18 protein-coding genes and 1 pseudogene are annotated in these 18855 nt (G+C 71.5%); 10 read left to right on the top strand and 9 right to left on the bottom strand.

Annotated features, from left to right (window positions below; all coding sequences use genetic code 11):
* Positions 1-43 precede the first annotated feature (43 nt).
* From D2L64_RS02865 to D2L64_RS02850, 4 genes and pseudogenes are all read right to left on the bottom strand, one after another.
* A pseudogene (locus tag D2L64_RS02865) lies at positions 44-286 on the bottom strand (hypothetical protein); the annotation flags it as partial.
* A gap of 247 nt (positions 287-533) precedes the next feature.
* Positions 534-848 carry a hypothetical protein gene (locus tag D2L64_RS02860; protein ID WP_119572912.1) on the bottom strand — a complete coding sequence of 105 codons (315 nt, stop codon included), beginning with the start codon at positions 846-848 and terminating at the stop codon, positions 534-536.
* Positions 849-878: 30 nt separating this feature from the next.
* A complete protein-coding gene (locus D2L64_RS02855) occupies positions 879-2651 on the bottom strand; it encodes a choice-of-anchor Q domain-containing protein (protein ID WP_199714382.1) in 1773 nt (590 codons plus the stop codon).
* Positions 2652-2812: 161 nt separating this feature from the next.
* On the bottom strand, positions 2813-4393 hold the full coding sequence (locus tag D2L64_RS02850) for a sigma-70 family RNA polymerase sigma factor (RefSeq protein ID WP_233558730.1): 1581 nt from the start codon (positions 4391-4393) through the stop codon (positions 2813-2815).
* A gap of 175 nt (positions 4394-4568) precedes the next feature.
* Here D2L64_RS02850 and D2L64_RS02845 point away from each other — a divergent pair, with 175 nt between their 5' ends.
* The 6 genes from D2L64_RS02845 (at position 4569) to D2L64_RS02820 (ending at position 11033) form a co-directional block, all read left to right on the top strand.
* Positions 4569-5612, top strand: coding sequence for an aromatic ring-hydroxylating dioxygenase subunit alpha (locus tag D2L64_RS02845; RefSeq protein ID WP_119572910.1), 1044 nt, complete (start codon positions 4569-4571; stop codon positions 5610-5612).
* Positions 5609-5824: a hypothetical protein gene (locus tag D2L64_RS02840; RefSeq protein ID WP_119572909.1), complete on the top strand. Its 216-nt coding sequence runs from the start codon at positions 5609-5611 to the stop codon at positions 5822-5824. The genes D2L64_RS02845 and D2L64_RS02840 overlap by 4 nt, the downstream gene beginning before the upstream one ends.
* Positions 5821-6774 (top strand): PDR/VanB family oxidoreductase, encoded by a 954-nt coding sequence (locus tag D2L64_RS02835; RefSeq protein WP_119572908.1) that lies wholly within the window; start codon positions 5821-5823, stop codon positions 6772-6774. The genes D2L64_RS02840 and D2L64_RS02835 overlap by 4 nt, the downstream gene beginning before the upstream one ends.
* A 30-nt stretch (positions 6775-6804) precedes the next feature.
* A complete protein-coding gene (locus D2L64_RS02830; RefSeq protein WP_199714381.1) occupies positions 6805-7602 on the top strand; it encodes an IclR family transcriptional regulator in 798 nt (265 codons plus the stop codon).
* A gap of 86 nt (positions 7603-7688) precedes the next feature.
* Positions 7689-8561 carry a PaaX family transcriptional regulator gene (locus tag D2L64_RS02825; RefSeq protein ID WP_233558729.1) on the top strand — a complete coding sequence of 291 codons (873 nt, stop codon included), beginning with the start codon at positions 7689-7691 and terminating at the stop codon, positions 8559-8561.
* A gap of 360 nt (positions 8562-8921) precedes the next feature.
* A complete protein-coding gene (locus D2L64_RS02820) occupies positions 8922-11033 on the top strand; it encodes a DUF6351 family protein (RefSeq protein ID WP_119572906.1) in 2112 nt (703 codons plus the stop codon).
* Positions 11034-11099: 66 nt separating this feature from the next.
* On the opposite strand, the gene D2L64_RS02815 is transcribed toward D2L64_RS02820, so the two are convergent.
* On the bottom strand, positions 11100-11567 hold the full coding sequence (locus D2L64_RS02815) for a MarR family winged helix-turn-helix transcriptional regulator (protein WP_119572905.1): 468 nt from the start codon (positions 11565-11567) through the stop codon (positions 11100-11102).
* Between the two features lie 83 nt (positions 11568-11650).
* Here D2L64_RS02815 and D2L64_RS02810 point away from each other — a divergent pair, with 83 nt between their 5' ends.
* Genes D2L64_RS02810 through D2L64_RS02795 form a run of 4 tightly spaced genes read left to right on the top strand, consistent with a single transcriptional unit; the run spans position 11651 to position 15549 of the window.
* Positions 11651-12577 (top strand): SDR family oxidoreductase, encoded by a 927-nt coding sequence (locus D2L64_RS02810; protein WP_119572904.1) that lies wholly within the window; start codon positions 11651-11653, stop codon positions 12575-12577.
* Positions 12578-12614: 37 nt separating this feature from the next.
* Positions 12615-13496, top strand: coding sequence for an amidohydrolase family protein (locus D2L64_RS02805; RefSeq protein WP_119572903.1), 882 nt, complete (start codon positions 12615-12617; stop codon positions 13494-13496).
* 17 nt (positions 13497-13513) lie between these two features.
* Positions 13514-13966 (top strand): MaoC family dehydratase, encoded by a 453-nt coding sequence (locus tag D2L64_RS02800; protein ID WP_119572902.1) that lies wholly within the window; start codon positions 13514-13516, stop codon positions 13964-13966.
* Positions 13967-14025: 59 nt separating this feature from the next.
* Entirely contained in the window at positions 14026-15549 is a 1524-nt protein-coding gene (locus D2L64_RS02795) for an acyl-CoA synthetase (protein ID WP_233558728.1), read from the top strand.
* Here the strand turns inward: D2L64_RS02795 and D2L64_RS02790 are convergent.
* Genes D2L64_RS02790 through D2L64_RS02775 form a run of 4 tightly spaced genes read right to left on the bottom strand, consistent with a single transcriptional unit; the run spans position 15473 to position 18829 of the window.
* Entirely contained in the window at positions 15473-16363 is an 891-nt protein-coding gene (locus D2L64_RS02790) for a PaaX family transcriptional regulator (protein ID WP_119572900.1), read from the bottom strand. The genes D2L64_RS02795 and D2L64_RS02790 overlap by 77 nt on opposite strands.
* 39 nt (positions 16364-16402) lie before the next feature.
* A complete protein-coding gene (locus D2L64_RS02785; protein WP_119572899.1) occupies positions 16403-17215 on the bottom strand; it encodes an ABC transporter ATP-binding protein in 813 nt (270 codons plus the stop codon).
* On the bottom strand, positions 17208-18032 hold the full coding sequence (locus tag D2L64_RS02780) for an ABC transporter permease (RefSeq protein WP_233558727.1): 825 nt from the start codon (positions 18030-18032) through the stop codon (positions 17208-17210). The genes D2L64_RS02785 and D2L64_RS02780 overlap by 8 nt, the downstream gene beginning before the upstream one ends.
* Positions 18029-18829, bottom strand: coding sequence for an ABC transporter permease (locus D2L64_RS02775; RefSeq protein WP_119572898.1), 801 nt, complete (start codon positions 18827-18829; stop codon positions 18029-18031). The genes D2L64_RS02780 and D2L64_RS02775 overlap by 4 nt, the downstream gene beginning before the upstream one ends.
* Between the last annotated feature and the right edge of the window lie 26 nt (positions 18830-18855).

Raw genomic sequence — 18855 nt, 5'->3', positions numbered from 1 at the left:
GCCCGCTCCCGGCCCGCCGAGGAGTTCGATCGCCGGCCACCCGGGTCACCCGGTAGGCCCGGGTCAGCTGGGTCGGCCAGCCCAGAAAACGGTCGAACATGTCGGCGGCGCTGCCGGTCAGGCTCGGGCTGAGCTGGTGCAGGTCGTCGATCGCGTCGCACAGGCAGCCGGCCAGGTAGAGGTGCAGGCCGACCTGGTTGTTCACGTAGTCGGCGAGCAGGGCGAGCTTCGCCCGGGTGCACGGCCAGGGCTGGCCGCAGCGGCGGCACAACCACAGCGGTCGCATCGGCGGGTGCTCCGCCGGCTCCGCCGCGAGCAGGTGCGGTCGCGCCGGTGGTGGCTGCTGCTCGTCCGTGCTCACGGTCGCGCCCACCGGCCGGTGCGGGGCATGCGGTGGGCCCGCCCGTCAAGAGGCGAGCCCACCGCCGCCCGGCGGCGGCCGACAGCACGCCGCCGATCACCCGTCCACGCAGCTCGCGCGGCAGTACGCGGACGGGGAGTCCGGGTGCCGGACACCGCCGGGCGGGCGGCGGTCACGCCGCGTCCACCCCACCGGTACGCACCCGCCGGTACCACTGCCGGGTCATCGCGGCCGCGAGCGGGTCCGCCCCGGCCGCCCGGTACAGCAACGCCAGCCGTCGATGATGCGGTGGCCGGGTGGCCAGCACGTGTCCGAGCGCGACACCCAGCAGGCGCGCGTCGGCACAGCCCTGCCGAACGGCGGCCACCGCGTCGGCGCACCACCCGTCGCGGCGTTCACCGGCCGTCCAGCGGTCGGCGATCACCGTCACCGAGTCGATCGTCGCGATCTGCTCGGCGGTCAGCCCTGCCCCGTACCGGTTGTGCAAGGTTCGACCTTTCCTGTGTGGGTGCTCGGGTCAGTCGTCGGTGGCCTGCCGGGCACCGGAGCGGTGCACGCCACCGCGCGGTCGCCGGAGCGTCCGGAGCGTGAACAGGGTCGCCGCCGCCGCGACGACGCCCGCTCCGGCCAGGGTGATCGGCAGGATCGGGCTGCCCGGTTCCGCCGCCGGCCCCTGCTCGGCCGCCGCCTCGACCGGCGGCAGTTGCGCCAGCGGTACGGCCGCCGTACCGGGCGATCCGGAGACCGACGGCGACGGCGACGGAGAACTCGGCGAGGGGCTCGGGCTGGCGGCGGCCACACCGGTCCGCTGTACCGCGCCGACGTCGCATCGGGACGTGTCCCGCTTCTCGCCACGCTGGTCCTGGCTCTCGCACTTGGCCCCGGCGCCGAGCAGCGGGCTGTTCTTCGCCGGCATCATGTTCGCGGTGGACCCGCCGTTGGCGGCGGGTGCGGCGAGCCGGGGGTTCGCCGCGACGGCCCCGGGGACGCACTTGTTCGAGTTGTCCCGCGAGGTGGTCAGCCACTGCACCACCTTCGCCCCGGTCCCGGTGGAGCTGCAGGTCATCGCCTGTCCCCACGGGTTGCCGGCGGAGTTGCCGACGAAGACGGTGTTGTTGAGCACGAACTTGCTGCCGAACAGCGCCCCGCCGTGGCCACCGGCGCGGTTCTTCGCGTACGTGACGTTGTTGCTGCGGTGGCCGTCACCGAAGATCGCGCCACCGAAGTCCTTGGCGTTGTTGCCGTGGATCGTGCTGTTGCTGATCGCGCAGGTGGGGAAGCAGTCGAGGTAGAGGGCACCGCCGTTGCCGTCACTGGTGTTGTCGAGCAGACTCGACTGCCTGACGATGATCGTGCCGTCTCGCCCGGTGTCCGGGCCCATGCTCAGCCGGGCGGCGCCACCGGCGCCGTTGCCGCCCCGGCCGTTGGACTTGACCCGGTTGCCGACGAAGGTGGTCCGCTCGATGACGATCTTGTCTGGCGCGTACGCCCAGAGGTAGGCGCCACCCCCGTTGCCGTGCCCGGTGTTGTTCTTGATGGTCGAACCGCAGATCTGGATCAGACCGCCCGACTGGCCGATCGGCTTGCCGCCGTCGGTGCCGATCGCACCACCGTCACCCAGTCCGCCGTCGGTGGTGGTGCGGTTGTCGGTGAAGGTCGAGTTGATCACGGACAGCGGCGACAGCAGGCTGTAGACGGCCCCGCCGTACCAGGACGAGTTTCCGGTGAAGGTGCTGCGGCTGATCGACAGCGAACTGTCGGTGTGCACGGCGACCGCGCCGCCGCCGATACCGGCGGAGTTGTTCCGGAAGGTGCTGCCGATGACCTCGACCCGGGACTGGAACCGGCCCGCGACCGCCCCGCCGGTACCGGTCACCCGCGAGTCCGACTGCTCGGCGGCGCCGTTGACGAAGGTCAGGTTCCGTACCGACAGGGTGGTGCGGTCCTCCGCCACCAGGATCCGGTTCTTGCCCCGGCCGTCGAGGGTGACCTTCCCGCCGCCGTCGATGACGGTCGTCTTGCGCACCGACAGCTCACGGGAGATCGAGATCTTGACCGTGTCGCCGCACTTGAAGGTGACGTGCCCACCCCGCGTCACAGCGGTACGCAGCGCACTCTCGGTGCAGCTCGCGGCGGTGCCACTGCCCACCACGGTGCCCGAGGACGGCACCTTCAGCGGCGCCGGCGGATCGCAACTGCCGGCGGCCCAGGCGGTCGACCCGGCTCCGAAGACGACGGCACAGACCGCCAGTACGGGCACCACCAGCTGCGCGAATGGTCTCAACTGCATGCGGACTCCAGCAGACACGACGACGTACGGTTGTCGATCGGACACGGTCGGCGCGGGGTCGACCGGTGTCTCACGCAGTAGGAGGCTGCGCGACGTGGCCGCGGATAACGGAAACTGCGCGGGGCGACGGGGATTCGGCCGGGATCTCTCCGGGCGGGGCGTCAGGCCCAGGGGTCACGGACGATGAAGGAACTCTCGACCGCGAAGTCACGGCTACCGTCCGGGAGATCCAGCCACAAGCCCCCGTCGCGGTGATGCAACACCAGCGCGGGATAGTTGTGCGACCGCAGGGTGACCGCACCGTCCACCGACGACCGGCGCGGGCAGAAGGTGGCGTCCGCGCGGAAGATCTCGGTCCCCTCGTTCGGGCTCAGCTGCAGTCGCAGCCCCCAGTGCCGCAGGTAGCGGCCGTCGGCGGCGCGCAGCGTGACGCAGCTCGAATCGGCCAGTCCCCGACCGACGGTGAAGGTCGCCCGCCGCCGGGCCGGCTCGGCGCTGGCTGCCGCGACTCGGCCCAACTCCACGAACTCGCCGTCGTGGCTGAGGTACCGGTCGGATCCCTCGGCCGACTCCAGCGACCAACTGCCCAGCGGGACGGTGCCCGCCGGAACGGGTGGCCTGGTCGGCGACGGTTCGGCCGACGGCCTCCGGGACGGTGGGGGCGGTGTGGGGCTCGACGTGGTCGGTGCGGCCGGGCTCGGTGCCACGACCACCACCGGCGGGCGGGGGTTCGGCTGGAGGGCCACGGTGGCCGCCGTCCCGCCGATCAGCGCCGCCCCGGCGGCGAGGCTGGCCACCGGGTGTGCGACCACCGCCTGGGCGAGCTTGCCGAACAGCGCACCGGGCCCCCCACCAGCCGTCGCGGCGGCGGGCGCCGTGGCGGCGGTGTACGTCGTCGCGGTGTGCGCCGCCGCCAGCACGGGCGTGGTCGCCGCCGTCGTGGTCAACAGGCCCTTCGCGGCGAGTGTGGCGGCGAGGCCGGCCGGCACCGCCAACGGGGCGATCCCCAGCAACAACCGTTCGGCCGGCACCTGCCCCTGCGCCGGTGTCGCACAGCTCCGGCAGTCCCGGACGTGCCGGGCGATCCGCTTGCGCCACACCGGGGTGGGCTGGCCGTCCCAGCGGTCGACCGTCGCCGCCAGCCCCGGGCAACGCGGTTCGGCGGCCAGCGCCGCGACGATGAGTCGGCCCAGTTCCAGCTGCTCGCGCAGGCGTTGCAGGCGTACCGCGACGTGGGCGACGCTGGCGTCGCAGGCGGCGGCGACCTCGCTGCGACTGAGTTGACCGACGCACTCCTGCCACCACAGCGACAGCATCGGGCGCTGTGCCGGGTCGAGCCAGCGGGTCGCCTCGACGACCTGCCGGCGCTGGTCGGCCAGGTGCAGCCGCAGGATCGCCTCGTCCTCCAGGTCACCAGCGGTGGGCAGCAGGTCCGCCGTGTCCACGACGGTGGCCCGGTCGACGGCGGTGCGTACCCGCTGCCGGTGGGTGGCGATCTGCCGTACCGCGATCGCCACCAGCCAGGAGCGGAAGCTCTCCGGGGCACGCAACGCCGGCAGGTCACGGATGACCCGGACCAGGGTCTCCTGCACCACGTCGTCGATGTCGGCGTGACCGTTCAGGGCCCGGCCGACGATGTTGTAGAGCAGCGGCAGGTGCGCGGCGATCAGCTGCTCGCGGGCCACCCGGTCGCCCGACTGCGCCCTGGCGACGAGTTCCACGTGATTCGCAGTGATGGTCATCCCGCACCGCCTAGGGGGAGTGTCCCGCCGAGCACGACGTCACCCTAGCGAGAACGGCCAGATCGGTCATCGGGGCGGCCGGAGCTTTCATCCAATGAAAGCTCCGGTCCCGGCCGGCGACGGGTCACGGGATGATCCGGCTCACATCGTTTCGCTCGGAAGGAGGTCCGGTCGCATGGCATTCGCACGTGACCAGTGGTACGTGGCGGCCTATGGCAGCGAGGTCGGGCGGGAGTTGCTCGCCCGCACGGTACTGGGCGAGCCGCTGGTGCTGTACCGCACCGAAGCCGGCGAGGCGGTGGCGCTCGCCGACCGGTGCGTACACCGGCGCTACCCACTGTCGGAGAGCCGGCTCGACGGCGACCGGATCGTCTGCGGCTACCACGGCTTCACCTACGACCAGAGCGGCGCCTGCGTCTTCGTACCGGGACAGCAGCGCATTCCGCGGACCGCCCGGGTGGCCTCGTACCCGGTGGTGGAGCAGGACTCCTTCGTCTGGGTCTTCGTCGGCGACCGGGATCGGGCCGACCCGACGACGATCCCCCGCGCGCCGTGGCTGGCGGATCCGCGCTACACGGTGGTCCGCGGCATGGCCCCGCTGAACGCCCGGTACGGCCTGCTGGTGGACAACCTCATGGACCTGTCCCACGAGACCTACCTGCACGGCGGTTACATCGGTACGCCCGAGGTGGCGAACACCCCGATCACCACCGAGGTGGACGAGGAGCGGGGCATCGTCTACGTCAGCCGACACATGGACGACGCCGAGTGCCCGCCGTTCTACGCGCGTTCGACCGGCATCCAGGGCCGGATCACCCGGTGGCAGGACATCGAGTACCACCCGCCCTGCCTCTACCTGCTGCACAGCCGGATCGCGCCGCAGGGCGTCTACCCGCCCGCCGAGGGCGAGGACAGCGCCGCGTTCCACGCCGAGATCGTGTACGCCATCACCCCGTCGACCGAGCACACCACGTACGACTTCTGGGCGGTGGCCCGGGACTTCGCGGTCGACGACGAGTCGGTCAGCGAGTACCTGCACCAGAGCAACCACACGGTGGTCATGCAGGACGTCACGGCGCTCAACATCCTGGAACGGGTGATCGCCGCCGAACCGGAGAAGTACCAGGAACTGAGCATCAACATCGACACGGGCGGGCTGGCCGCCCGGCGTCTGCTGGCCCGGATGGTCGGGTCGGGGACGGTGGGAGCGCCGCTGTGAACTCCCCCACCGGCATGCTCACCGGCGACCGGGTCTACCGGATCCACTGGTTGCCGGGCACCGACACGCTGCGCGGGGTCTGCCACTGCGGCGCCGAACGCGTCGCCGAGGAGCCGGTCGAGCTGTGGGAGTGGCTGCTCGCCCATCCGCAGGGCCACCGGGCGTCGACCGTGCCCACGCCGGCACCACAGCGGCTGGCGGTGCCGGCATGACCGGGCGCGAACCGGCCGCCGAGGAACTGGTGGTGACCGGCCGGGAGCAGGTGGCGGCGGAGGTCGTCACGATCACGCTGAGCCGTCCCGACGGCCGCGACGTCGCGCCGTGGACCCCCGGCGCGCACGTCGACCTGGAACTGGCCGACGGCCTGGTCCGCCAGTACTCCCTCTGCGGCGATCCGGCGGACCGCGGCGCGCTGCGGATCGCGGTGCAGCGGGAACCGGACGGGCGGGGCGGCTCCCGGTTCGTACACGACCGGCTGACGACCGGCGCCACCGTCCGGGTGCGCGGGCCACGGAACAACTTCGAGCTGGTCGCGGCCCCGCGTTACCTCTTCGTCGCCGGCGGCATCGGGATCACCCCGATCCGGCCGATGGTCGCCGCCGCCGACGCCGCGGGCGCCGACTGGCGACTGGTGTACGGCGGCCGCAGCCGCGCCACCATGGCGTTCGCCGAGGCGCTGCGGGAGAAGTACGGCGACCGGGTGAGCCTGTACCCGCAGGACGAGACCGGGTTGCTCGACCTGGCCGGGCTGCTGGGCCGACCGGACACCGCCCTGGTCTACTGCTGCGGCCCGGAGCCGCTGGTCAAGGCGGTGGAGGAGCACTGCCGCCGCTGGCAGCCGGGCTGTCTGCACGTGGAACGCTTCACGCCGGTGGCAACCGGGGGCGCTGCGGACACCACGATCGAGGTCGAACTCGCGCTCTCCGGGCGGACGGTGACCGTGCCGCCGGGTACCCCGATCCTGCGGGCGGTGGAGGAGGCCGGCGTGCCGGTGCTCTCCTCCTGCCGGGAGGGCACCTGCGGCACCTGCGAGACCACCGTGCTCGCCGGGGTGCCGGAGCACCGCGACAGCCTGCTGACCGAGGAGGAACGGGCCGCGGGCGACGCCATGATGATCTGCGTGTCCCGGGCCCGTACGCCCCGGCTGGTGCTGGAGCTGTGATCGACCGGCCCGGGTGTGGATGATGGCGGAATGCGCGCGCAACCGGGTCGGTCGGTCACCAGCAAGGTGCTGGCACTGCTCGACGCGTTCAGCCCGGCCAGCCCGGCGCTGAGCCTGAGCGAACTGGCCCGGCGCGCCGAGTTGCCGCTGCCCACCGCGTACCGGCGGGTGGCGGAGCTGGTGCGATGGGGGGCGCTGGAGCGCGGCGACGACGGGCGGTACCGGATCGGCCTGCGGCTCTGGGAGGTGGGCTCGCTCGCCCCGCGAGGGCTGGGGTTGCGGGAACTGGCCCTGCCGATCATGGAAGACCTGTACGAGGTGACCCACGAGAACGTCCAACTCGCGGTCCGGCAGGATCTCGAACTCGTCTTCATCGAGCGGATCGCCGGGCGGCACGCGGTGCCGGTGCTCACCCGGGTCGGGGGCCGCTTCGCGTTGCACGCCACCGGAGTCGGGCTCGTGCTGCTCGCCTACGCGCCGGCCGAGGTCCAGGAACAGGTGCTGGCCGCGCCGCTGGAGCGCTACACCGAGTTGACCGTCACCGACCCGGTGCGGTTGCGCCGCCGGCTCGCCGAGGTGCGCCGCGTCGGGTACGCGGTCAGCGACCGTCAGGTCACGATGGACGCGCTCTCGGTCGCCGCGCCGATCCGCGCGCCGGAGGGGGTGGTGGCGGCGATATCGCTGGTCGTGGCGCACGACCGGGCCGACCCGGTGGCGCTGGCGCCGCTGGTACAGGCGGCGGGTCGGGTGCTCTCCCGGGCGCTGGGCACGTCGTACCGGCAGGCACCGGGTCGGGTGCCGTTACGGTCCCGCCACGAGACGCAGTAATTTATCCGGGTGCCCGTTGTCCGTCATGCGCGTTTGCTGACTGGTCGCCCCTGGCTGCTCGCGATCGGCGCCGGGTCATGCTGCTGGTGAACGAGGACGAGCCGGCGGCCGCGTCGACCGAGCGAGCGGCGGCGGTCGGTCGGGCCCGTGCCCAGCGCCTGCTGGTGACCCTGCTCGGTGACTACTGGCACGCCGGGCGTACTCCGCTGCCCTCCGGTGGTCTGGTCGCGGTGCTGGCCGAGTTCGACATCGCGCCCGCCAACGCCCGTGCCACGCTGAGCCGGCTGACCCAGCGCGGGATGCTCGAGCGGACCAAGGAGGGCCGGCGGACCAGTTACCGGCTGACCGAGTCGGCCTCGCACGTCCTGCGGCGCGGCGCCCGACGCATCTTCGCCAGCACCGACGAGAACGCCTGGGACGGCAGCTGGACGCTGATCGCGTTCACGCTGCCGGTCGACGACGCCAACCAGCGTCGGCTGCTGCGGGCCCGGCTGCGCTGGTTGACGTTCTGGCCGCTGTACGACGCCACCTGGGTCACCCCGCACGACCGGTTCGACGAGGTCCGCGAGCAGCTCAGTGAGCTGGACATCAACGACGCGGTGGTGCTGCGCTCCACCGACCTCGACCTGCTGCCGGGCGGCCGGGCCCGACTCGAGGCGGCCTGGCGGATCGACGAGTTGGCCGCCGGCTACCAGGCGTTCCTGGAGCGGTACCACGATCTGGCCGGGCGGGCCGCCACCGGCGAGGTGGCCCCGGCGCAGGCGCTGGTGCGGCGTACCGAGATGGTCAACGACTGGCGCGCCCTGGTGGGCGACGATCCGGACCTGCCGGCCACCTTCCTGCCCGCCTCGTTCCCCCGGGCACAGGCGCGGGCGATGTTCCTGGAGACCTCCGCGGCGTTGGCCCAGTCGGCGCAGAGCCGCTTCGAAGAACTCGTCCAGACTCCCGACCGGGCCTGAGTCCCGCCCCGGCCACGCCGGCCGGGTGGTCCACCGCCGGACTCCCGGCGGCGCCGCTGCCCGCACGCCGCCGTGCTCCCGGCGGCGCCGCTGCCCGCACGCCGCCGGGCTTGCACGCGCCGGCCGGGATGTGTCCGATGTGGATTGTGCTAGCCGGGTAGCGCTCCCATGCCCCGACCGGTGTCGGCGGCCGATCTCGCGTCTGGAGTAGATACATTGCAAAATCGTTGACGCCCGATCAGATTTCGCATTATGTTCCCCGTGCAGCATGTGACCAGGAGGTCCAGCCGCCCGTTCCCGGCTGAAAGGGGCCCTGCTATGCACTCACATCGATCCCGAGAGCGAACAACCCGACGACCCTTGAAGATCGCCCTGACCGCGTTCGTCGCCACCGCACTGATCGGCGGCTCAGCAGCGGCGGGCATGGCCGCACCACCGGCCGGCGCGGGCGTCAACCGCACGTTCGACGTGGAGGTCGTCTCGACCCGCGCCGACATGATCAGCGGCGGCAACGCGCTGGTCCGCGTCGACGTCCCCCGCAACGTGCCGCCGCACCAGGTGAAGGTCCACCTCGGCGGCCGCAACCTCACCGGCCAGTTCCGCCCGGTCGGCGACGGCCGGACGCTGCTCGGCCTGGTCGACGACCTGAAGCTGGGCAGGAACAAGCTGGAGGTCCGCGCCAACGGGCTCGGCCACGGCCGCCCCAAGGCCGACGTGACGCTGGTGAACCACCCCGCCGAGGGTCCGGTCTTCTCCGGGCCGCACATCCCGATGTTCTGCACGGCCTCGGGCAACCCGTGGAACCTCGGGCCGGTCGACGAGAACTGTCACGTGGCGGCACCGCGCGTGACGTACCAGTACCGCACCACCACCGGTAGCTTCGCCGCCCTGCCCGACGGCCCCCTGCCCGCCAACCTGGCCACCACCACCACCAGCGACGGCCGGACCGTCCCGTACATCGTGCGGGTCGAGCGGGGCACCATCAACCGGGCGGTCTACGAGATCGCGCTGCTGCACGAGCCGGGCACCGCGCTCCCCGACCCGTGGACGGCCACGGACGGCTGGAACGACCGGCTGGTCTACACCTTCGGCGGCGCCTGCGGCATCGGCTACACCCAGGCCACCAGCACCGGTGGGGTCATGAACCACACCCTGCTCGCCCGCGGCTACGCGGTGGCCAGTTCGACCTTCAACGTCTACGCCAACAACTGCAACGACGTCACCTCCGCCGAGACCGCGATGATGGTCAAGGAGCACTTCATCGAGACGTACGGCGCCCCCGACTTCACGATGGGCTGGGGCGGTTCGGCCGGCACGATGCAGCAGCTGCTGATCTCCAACGCGTACCCCGGCATCCTCAACGGCGTCATCGGCCAGATCGGCTACCCCGACGAGCGCTCGGTGACGATGACCGGGCACGAGTGCCGGTTCATCACCCAGGCGGCCCCGGCGGCCGGGCTCTCCACCGCCCAGCGCACCGCGGTGACCGGCTTCGCCAGCCCGAACACCTGCGGCGGCTACCAGAACTTCGACAGCGTCGACTGGCCCGCCACCTGCCCGAACCACGTCCCCGCCGCCCAGCGGTACCACCCGGTCAACAACCCGACCGGCATCCGCTGCGCGATGGCGGACTTCATCTCCAACGTGTACGGCGTCGACCCGGCCACCGGCTTCGGTCGGCCGATCATCCCGGACACCGTCGGTGTGCAGTACGGCCTGCAGACCCTCGAATCGGGAGTGCTCACCCCCGAGCAGTTCGTCCGGCTCAACGAGGGCATCGGTGGCCTCGACGTCGAGGGCAACCGGACGCCGCAGCGCACCTCGGCGAACGTGGACGCGATCAAGGTGGCGTACGAGACCGGCCGGGTCAACCAGTTCGACGGCGGCCTGCGGTGGATCCCGATCATCGAGACCCGCGGCTACACCGACCCCTCCGGCGACTTCCACGACCGGGTCCGGTCCTGGAACATGCGGGAGCGGATCCTCGCGTCCAACGGCAACGCCGACAACCACATCAGCATCACCGCCGCGTCCGGTGCGGCCGCCGGCACCGCCGGGACCGTGGCGCTCGACGGCATGGAGGCGTGGCTGACCGCCCGGACCGCGCTGGCGGCGGCCCGTCCGGAACTCGACGACGTGGCGCTGACCCGGCTGAGCCGGCCGGAGGGGTTGGCCGACGGCTGCATCACGGCCACCGGTGACCGGATCGTGGAGGAGCTGACCCTGGATCCGGCCGCGCAGTGCAACCAGCTGTTCCCGTTCCACCGCAACCCGCGCATCATCGCCGGCGGGCCGACCAGCTCAGCGGTGCTCAAGTGCCAGCTCCAGCCGCTGAACCGGGCGGCGTACGGGGTGAGCTTCACCGACGAGCAGTGGCAGCGCCTGCAGGCGGTCTTCCCCGGCGGCGTCTGTGACTGGTCGAAGCCCGGTGTCGGACAGGTGCCGCTGAAGAGCACCTGGATCCGCTTCTAACCAGCTCGACCCACCACCAGGTCCGCAGACCGGGTGGCGCCACGACGGCGCCGCCCGGTCTCGGCGTCACTCGGGAAACGCCAGCAGCCGCAGCAGCTCGGCCAGTCGCTCGTGGTCCTCCGGAGTCACCGCGGCCAGCAGGCCCAGCTCCACCGCACGGGCGGAGGACTGGGCACGGGCGAACAGGGCCCGCCCGGCGTCGGTGGCGACGAGGACGTTGGCCCGACGGTCGGCGGGGTCGGTACGCCGCTCGACCAGCTGGCGCTTCTCCAGCCCGTCGATGAGGGCGACGACCTGACTCGGGTCGAGTCGGAGGAACTCGGCGAGTTCCCGCTGGGTGGGGCGGACGTCGTCGGCGGCCAGGGCGAGCACGGAGTAGGAGCGTGCTTTCAGCCCGTGCTCGGCGAGGGCGGCGTTCGCCGCCGCCAGGGTGAGGGCGTTGGCGCGGGCCAGCAGGAAGCTCAGGTCCCCGGCGAGCACGCTGTCCCGCAGCCGGTCGCGTCCGGTCGGCCGGGTCTTTCCGATAGGGGACATGTCGACGATGGTAGCAAGCTTCACAAATAATTGACATTTTCAACGGTCCGTGTTCAGATCGGCATTGACACAAAGGAGCACCCATGTCACTGGACGGCAAAGTCGCCATCGTCACCGGATCCGGACGGGGTCTCGGCCTCGCCTACGCCCAGGAGTTGGCCCGGCGAGGGGCATCCGTCGTGGTCAACGACGTCGATGCCGACGCCACCGCCGACGCCGTGGCGGCGATCCAGGCGTCCGGTGGCCGCGCCGTCGCGGTGGTGGCCCCGGTCGGCCCCACCGAGACCGCGAAGCAGCTGGTCGGTGCGGCGGTCGAACACTTCGGGCGGCTCGACATCCTGGTCACCAACGCCGGTGTCCTGCGCGACACGGTGCTGTGGAAGATGACCGACGACGACTTCGACACCGTCGTCAACGTGCACCTGCGCGGCACCTTCACCACGGTGCGCGAGGCGGTGCTGCACATGCGGCAGGCCGGCGAGGGTGGCCGGATCATCTGCATCGGCTCGCCCACCGGCCAACGCGGCACCTTCGGCCAGACCAACTACGCCGCCGCCAAGGCCGGCATCGTCGGCATGGTCCGCACCTGGGCGCTCGAACTCAAGCGGGCCGGCATCACCGCCAACACCGTCGTCCCGGTGGCCGCGACCGCGATGACCGCCACCGTGCCCTACTTCGCGGCGGCGGTGCAGGCCGAGGCGAACGGCGAGCCGATGCCCGCCTTCTTCCGGCACGACCTCGGGTTCGGCACGGCCGACGACGTGGCCGGGCTGATCGCGTTCCTCGGCTCCGACGCGGCGGCCTCCGTCACCGGCCAGGTGATCGGCATCGGCGGCGACCGGATGCAGATCTGGACCCACCCGGAGGCGGCCCTGACCGCCTACCACGAGGGCGGCTGGAGCTACGACGCGCTGGTACGGGCATGGCCGACGCAGTTCGCCGGTGCCCTGCAGAGCGTCGGCGAACGCTTCCCGGAACTGCCCGCGGAGTTCAAGCCCGCGGCCTCCTGACCCGCCTGACGCAACCGCCGGACGAAGGTTCACCGCCATGTACCAGCCAGCGATCGACCTCGACGCCGTCACGGCGATCGACATGCACGTGCACATCGAGGTCGACGACCACGGCCACGCCTCGCTGCCCGAACCGCTCGTCGCGGCGGTCTCGAAGTACTTCAAGACCGACGGGCCACGGCCCGCCGTCGACGCGGTGGCGCAGTACTACCGCGAACGGAACATGGCCGCCGTCGTCTTCACCGTGGACGCGGGCACCCAGTTGAAGCACCCGCCGCTGTCCAGTACGGAGATCGCCCGCGCGGCGGCCGAGCACGCCGACGTGCTCATCCCCTTCGGTTCGGTCGACCCGCGCACCGGCGAGGCCGCCCTCGAACTGGCCACCCGGCTGATCGAGGTCGAGGGCGTACGCGGCTTCAAGTTCCACCCCACCGTGCAGGGCTTCGACCCGAGCCACGACGAGTACGCCCCACTGTGGGGGCTGCTCGAACGGGCCGGCGTACCGGCGCTGTTCCACACCGGGCAGACCGGCATCGGGGCGGGTACTCCGGGCGGCTACGGTCTGCGGCTCGGCCTGTCGAATCCGATCCTGCTCGACCCGATCGCCGCGGACTTCCCGGACCTGCAGATCATCATGGCCCACCCGTCGGTGCCCTGGCAGGACGAGGCGCTGTCGGTGGCCACGCACAAGCACAACACCTGGATCGACCTGTCCGGCTGGAGCCCGAAGTACTTCCCGGCCGAGCTGGTGCGCTACGCCAACTCGCTGCTCAAGCGCCGGGTGCTCTTCGGCACCGACTTCCCACTGCTCACCCCCGATCGGTGGCTGCGCGACGTGGCAGCCACCGACCTCAAACCCGACGTGCTCCCGGGCATCCTGAAGGACAACGCGGCCCGCCTGCTGCGGCTTGCCCGGTGACGACGAGAGGAAGCACGATGACGACCACGATCGCCTACGACCAGCTCGCCGACCTGGCTGGCACCGATCTCGGCTACACCGAGTACCGGACGGTCACCCAGGACCAGGTGAACCTGTTCGCCGACGCCACCGACGACCACCAGTGGATCCACGTCGACGCCGAGCGGGCGAAGTCCGGGCCGTTCGGCGCACCCATCGCGCACGGGTTCCTGACCCTGTCGCTGGCCGTCCCGTTCTGGACCGAACTGCTCGAGGTCAAGGGCGTGTCGACCAAGGTGAACTACGGCCTGGACAAGGTGCGCTTCACCGCGCCCGTCGTGGTCGGCTCGCGGGTCCGGATGCGGGCCACCATCGTCGAGGTGACCGAAGTACGGGGCGGCTACCAGCTCGCCGTCGACCAGACCATCGAGATCGAGGGCGGGCCGAAGCCCGCGGTCGTCGCCCGGGGGCTGTACCGCTTCTACGCCTGAACCCGGGGGCGTCCGCCGAGCCGGGTGAGCACACCACCTCCACCACCAGGAGACTGATGATGCACCAGCACGGAATCGGCGCCTGGATAGCCAAGCGCCGGCTCAAGTCCGCGGAGAAGGTCGCCCTGATCCACGGCGAGGGGGCGACCCTGACGTACGGGCAGTTCGCCGACGCCGTGGACCGGATCTCGGCGGTGCTGCGGGAGCAGGGCGTCGGCAAGGGCGACGCCGTCGCCTACCTGGGCGAGAACAGTCCGGAGTTCCTCCAGGTGATGTTCGGGGCGGCGCAGCTCGGCGCCGTCTTCGTGCCGGTCAACACCCGGCTCGCTCCGCGCGAGATCGCCCACGTGCTCACCGACTGCGGCGCCCGGGTGCTGATCCACGATCCCGAGTTCGCGGACCGGGTGGCCGACGCCGCGTCGGCCGCGCAGACCCCACACCTCGTCGTCACCGGCGAGGGCAGCTCGCAACGACCGGGGCTCACCCGGCTGGCCGGCGAGGCCGCGCCGTTCGCCGGCCCGGTCGCCACCGACCACCGGGATCCGGCGGCGATCGTCTACACCTCCGGCACCACCGGCAAGGCCAAGGGCGCCGTGCTGACCCACGGCAACCTCACCTGGGTGGCGCTCAACTGCGTGGTCGACTACGACGTCGTCTCCACCGACGTCGCCCTGATGATCTCGCCGCTGTTCCACGTGGCCTCACTCGGCATGGGTGCCCTGCCCGTCGTGCTCAAGGGCGCCACGATGGTGCTGGAGAAGGGCTTCGAGCCGGGCCGCGCGCTGGCCCAGATCGAGCGGCACGGGGTCACCATGCTCAGCGGCGTGCCCACCACCTACCAGCTGATGGCCGACCACCCGCACTGGTCCTCGACCGACCTGTCCACGCTGGCGAAGCTCACCTGCGGCGGCTCGGCGGTCCCGCCGCGCATCCTGAACGCGTACGAGGCACGGGGGTTGTCGTTCTCCCAGGGTTACGGCATGACCGAGGCATCGCCGGGGGCCACCTCGCTGCCGCCGTCGATGACCCGCGCCAAGCAGGGCAGCGTCGGCCTGCCGCACTTCTTCACCGACGTACGGATCACCGACGTCACCGGGGAACCGGCGCCCACCGGCGGCGTCGGCGAGATCGAGATCGCCGGGCCCAACGTCTTCCCCGGCTACCACGGGTTGCCGGAGGCGACCGCCGAGGCGTTCACCGCGGACGGCTGGTTCCGCTCGGGTGACCTGGGCTACCTGGACGACGACGGCTACCTCTACATCTCCGGCCGGCTCAAGGACATGATCATCTCCGGTGGCGAGAACATCTACCCGCCCGAGCTGGAGCAGCTGCTCGGTGAGATCGACGGGGTGACCTCGGCGGCGGTGATCGGCGTGCCGGACGAGCGCTGGGGCGAGGTGCCGTGGGCGGTGGTGACCGTCCGGGAGGGCGCGGCGGTGGACACCGACACCGTCCGGGCGTACCTGGACGGCAAGCTCGCGCGCTACAAACTGCCGAAGAACGTCGTCATCGTGGACGAGCTGCCCCGGACCGCGTCAGGGAAGGTGCGGAAGGGGGATCTGCGGGCCCGCTTCGGCGCCTAGCCACCGGCCGGGCCGGCGCGACGAGTTCGGCGAACTCGGCGGCGGAGGCCTCGGCCAGCTTCTCGTGCATCCGGCGGTACGTCTCCGCCGAGCGGGTCGCCGGCCACTGCGCGTCCATGAACTCGGCCGGCAGTCGTGGGTCGGCACGCAGCAGCGCGAGCCAGTCCGCCACCAGCATCGTCCGTACGGTCAACGCGCTCGGCGCCAACTCCACCGCGGCCGGGTCGTCCCAGACCTCGATGAAGGCCAGGTGTTCGCGCCGGATCGCCTCGATGTCCCAGGCCGCGCGGACGCTCTCCCCGATCGGGAACCCGTCCAGGGCACGGGCGTGGAAGGCGATCACCGCGTTGGGCGGCAGATCCTGCCGCAGCGGCTCCAGCGACCCGGCGAGGTCGACCTCGCCGGGTGCCAGCCACAGCCCGTCCCGGATGGGCGCGAAGCCCTCCCAGGTGAGCGTCGAGCGCAGCCGGTGTCGCAGCATCCGCTGCCCCTCGGGGATCGAGAAGGTGACCAGGGTCCACCCGGTGCCCTGCGGGTCGAACGGCCGCGGACCCCGGACCCGGTACGTCGCCTCCCGCAGCACCGCCGCGCCGTGCTCGGTGAGGGAGAACAACGTCTCCCGACCGCTCCTGCTGCGGGTCAGGATCCCGCTGTGCACGAGGCGGTCGAGGGTGGCGCGGGTCGCCGGCCCGGCGATGCCGGCGCCTTCCAGCACGTTGATCAGGGCGCTGGCCCGGATCGGCCCGGTGGCACCGTCGACGACATGCTCGCCGAAGAACGCGAGCAACAGTTGCTTCGGCTGACGACTACGCACAGCCCTCCCCTTCGGCGGATCCGTCGTCGCTGCTGGCGATCACCGCGCCGCTTGCGGGGCAGCAGCCTGCCCACGCTTGGCCCGCTGGATCTGGTCGTAGACGTGCGTCCGCAACTCCGTGAAACGGGGCAGCGCGCGGGTGGTGATCTGATCGCGCTCCGGCGGCAGGTCGACCACGAGATCCTCTTGGACCCAGGTCGGCGACTTGGACAATACTAGAACCCGTTGTCCCAGATAAACCGACTCGTCGATGTCGTGGGTGACGAAGAGGACGGAGATTCCGCGGCTGCGGTGCAGCTCGCGTACCAGGTCCTCCAGGTCCGCCCGGGTCTGCGCGTCGACCGCCGCGAACGGCTCGTCCATGATCAGAACCTCGGGCTGGTACGCGACGGCCCGCGCGATCGCCACCCGCTGCTGCATGCCGCCGGAGAGCTGCCACGGGTGGCTGCGCGCCGCGTGTCCCAGGCCCACCGCCTCCAGGGCGTCGGTGACCAGTTTGTCCCGCTCGGCGCGGGACAGCTTCTTGTGCCGCAGCGGCAGTTCGACGTTGCCCCGCACGGTCAGCCACGGGTACAGGCTGCGCCCGTACTCCTGGAACACCACGGCCATGGCGGGGCTCGGCCCGGTCACCGGCGAGCCGTCCATCTCGACCACGCCGCTGGTCGGCCGCAGCAGGCCGGCGAGGCACTTCAGCAGGGTGGTCTTGCCGCAGCCGGACGGCCCGACGATGCACACCAGCTCGCCGGCGTTCATCGTGAAGCTGACGTCCCCGATCGCCTCGACGTTGCCGGTCGCGGACTCGTAGACCTTCCGCAGCTTCTCCACCCGTAGCAGAACGCTCCGGTCAGGCACGATTGACCTCCCTGATTCCGTGGTACCAGCGCAGCACGCGCCGTTCGACAAGACCGAAGACGACGGCGAGGAAGACGCCGACCAGACCGAGCAGGAGGATGCCGCTCCACATCTCGGCGATGAGGTAGTTGCGCTGGAAGTAGGCGATCCGGTAGCCGAGCCCGGCGGAGGAGGCGAACATCTCCGAGATGACCATCAGGATGAGCGCGACCGAGAGGCCCTGCCGGACGCCGGCCATGATGCGCGGGCTGGCGGCCGGGAGCACGAGGAACCAGAGCCGCTCCCACCAGGTGATCTGGAACGAGTCCGCGGTCTCCTTCATCACGCTGTCGGTCGCCCGGACGCCCTCGATCGTGTTCAGCAGGATCGGCCAGATCGCACCGGAGACGATGACGACCACCTTCATGGTGTCGGTGATGCCGAGCAGCAGCATCACCACCGGGATCAGCACCGGCGGCGGGATCGCCCGGAAGAACTCCAGCAGCGGTTCGAGCAGTTCCCGCAGCCACTGGACCAGGCCGATCACGGTACCGGCGGCGATGCCGACCACGATCGACGCGGTGATGCCGAGGCCGAGACGGTACAGGCTCGGCAGCACGTCCTCGACGAACGCGGGGCCGACCCAGGTCTGCACGAAGGCGTCGAAGATGGTCAGCGGGCCGGGGAAGAACCGGCTCGTCGACCGGGTCGCCACCAGGCCCCAGACGACCAGCAGCAGCATCGGCAGCCCGAGCGTGTAGAGGAAACTCGCCGCGATGCGGGATCCGATCCCCCGGGCGCGCGGGCCGGCGGCGAGTCGCTCGGTGTACGCGGTCACAGCGCCTCCTCCCCTCGTACCGACTGGTGCCAGGACAACGTGCGCCGCTCGACGAACCGGAAGACGAGGTTCACCGCGAGCCCGAGCAGGCCGGTGACGACCACGAAGGCGTACAGGCCGACGGAGTCGCCGGCGGACCGGGACAGCTCGATCGAGCGGCCGAGGCCCGGATTGCCGATCACCATCTCCGCGGTGATGGCGAGGATGAGCGCGACCGCCGCGGCCAGCCGCAGGCCCGTCATCAGGTACGGCAGGGCCGTCGGCAGGACGAGGTGCGTCAACTGTTCGCGGCGGGTGAGACCGAAGCTGCGCGCGGTGTCGCGGGCCACCGCGTCGACGTCGGCGACGCCGTAGATGACCTGCACGAACACCTGCCAGAACGACGCGTAGATGATGATGACCAGGGCGGCCTGCATCTGGATGCCGAACATCAGCACGGCGAGTGGGATGAGGGCGACCGACGGGATCGGCCGCAGGAACTCGACCATCGTGTGGGTCGCGCGCCGCAGGAACGGCACCAGACCGACGATCGTGCCGAGGACGACGGCCGCGATCGTGGCCACCGTCAGGCCGATCGCCCAGGACGTCATGGTGGAGCCCAGCCGCCGCCAGAACGCGAGGTCCAGGGACTCCTCGAACAGTCGCGCCGACACGTCGGTCACGTACGGCAGGTACTGCGAGTTGATCAGGCCGAGGGTCGGGATCAACTGCCAGACGACGAGGAATCCGGCCAGACCGGCGACGCCCAGCAACGCCTTGCGTAACGCGCGTAGGCGTCGGGTGGATGGCACGCGCATGTCACTCCCGTGGTCGCGCGGCGGCG

Origin of the sequence: Micromonospora radicis, assembly GCF_003583405.1 — a bacterium.
GTDB lineage: Bacteria > Actinomycetota > Actinomycetes > Mycobacteriales > Micromonosporaceae > Micromonospora > Micromonospora radicis.
This window is presented reverse-complemented; position numbering and strand designations above follow the sequence as displayed.

Excerpts from the sequence above, each read along its gene's own strand:
- D2L64_RS02855 (WP_199714382.1), bottom strand. The coding sequence starts at position 2,651 with ATGCAGTTGAGACCATTCGCGCAGCTGGTGGTGCCCGTACTGGCGGTC.
- D2L64_RS02850 (WP_233558730.1), bottom strand. The coding sequence starts at position 4,393 with ATGACCATCACTGCGAATCACGTGGAACTCGTCGCCAGGGCGCAGTCG.
- D2L64_RS02845 (WP_119572910.1), top strand. The coding sequence starts at position 4,569 with ATGGCATTCGCACGTGACCAGTGGTACGTGGCGGCCTATGGCAGCGAG.
- D2L64_RS02835 (WP_119572908.1), top strand. The coding sequence starts at position 5,821 with ATGACCGGGCGCGAACCGGCCGCCGAGGAACTGGTGGTGACCGGCCGG.
- D2L64_RS02830 (WP_199714381.1), top strand. The coding sequence starts at position 6,805 with ATGCGCGCGCAACCGGGTCGGTCGGTCACCAGCAAGGTGCTGGCACTG.
- D2L64_RS02815 (WP_119572905.1), bottom strand. The coding sequence starts at position 11,567 with ATGTCCCCTATCGGAAAGACCCGGCCGACCGGACGCGACCGGCTGCGG.
- D2L64_RS02810 (WP_119572904.1), top strand. The coding sequence starts at position 11,651 with ATGTCACTGGACGGCAAAGTCGCCATCGTCACCGGATCCGGACGGGGT.
- D2L64_RS02805 (WP_119572903.1), top strand. The coding sequence starts at position 12,615 with ATGTACCAGCCAGCGATCGACCTCGACGCCGTCACGGCGATCGACATG.
- D2L64_RS02800 (WP_119572902.1), top strand. The coding sequence starts at position 13,514 with ATGACGACCACGATCGCCTACGACCAGCTCGCCGACCTGGCTGGCACC.
- D2L64_RS02795 (WP_233558728.1), top strand. The coding sequence starts at position 14,026 with ATGCACCAGCACGGAATCGGCGCCTGGATAGCCAAGCGCCGGCTCAAG.
- D2L64_RS02775 (WP_119572898.1), bottom strand. The coding sequence starts at position 18,829 with ATGCGCGTGCCATCCACCCGACGCCTACGCGCGTTACGCAAGGCGTTG.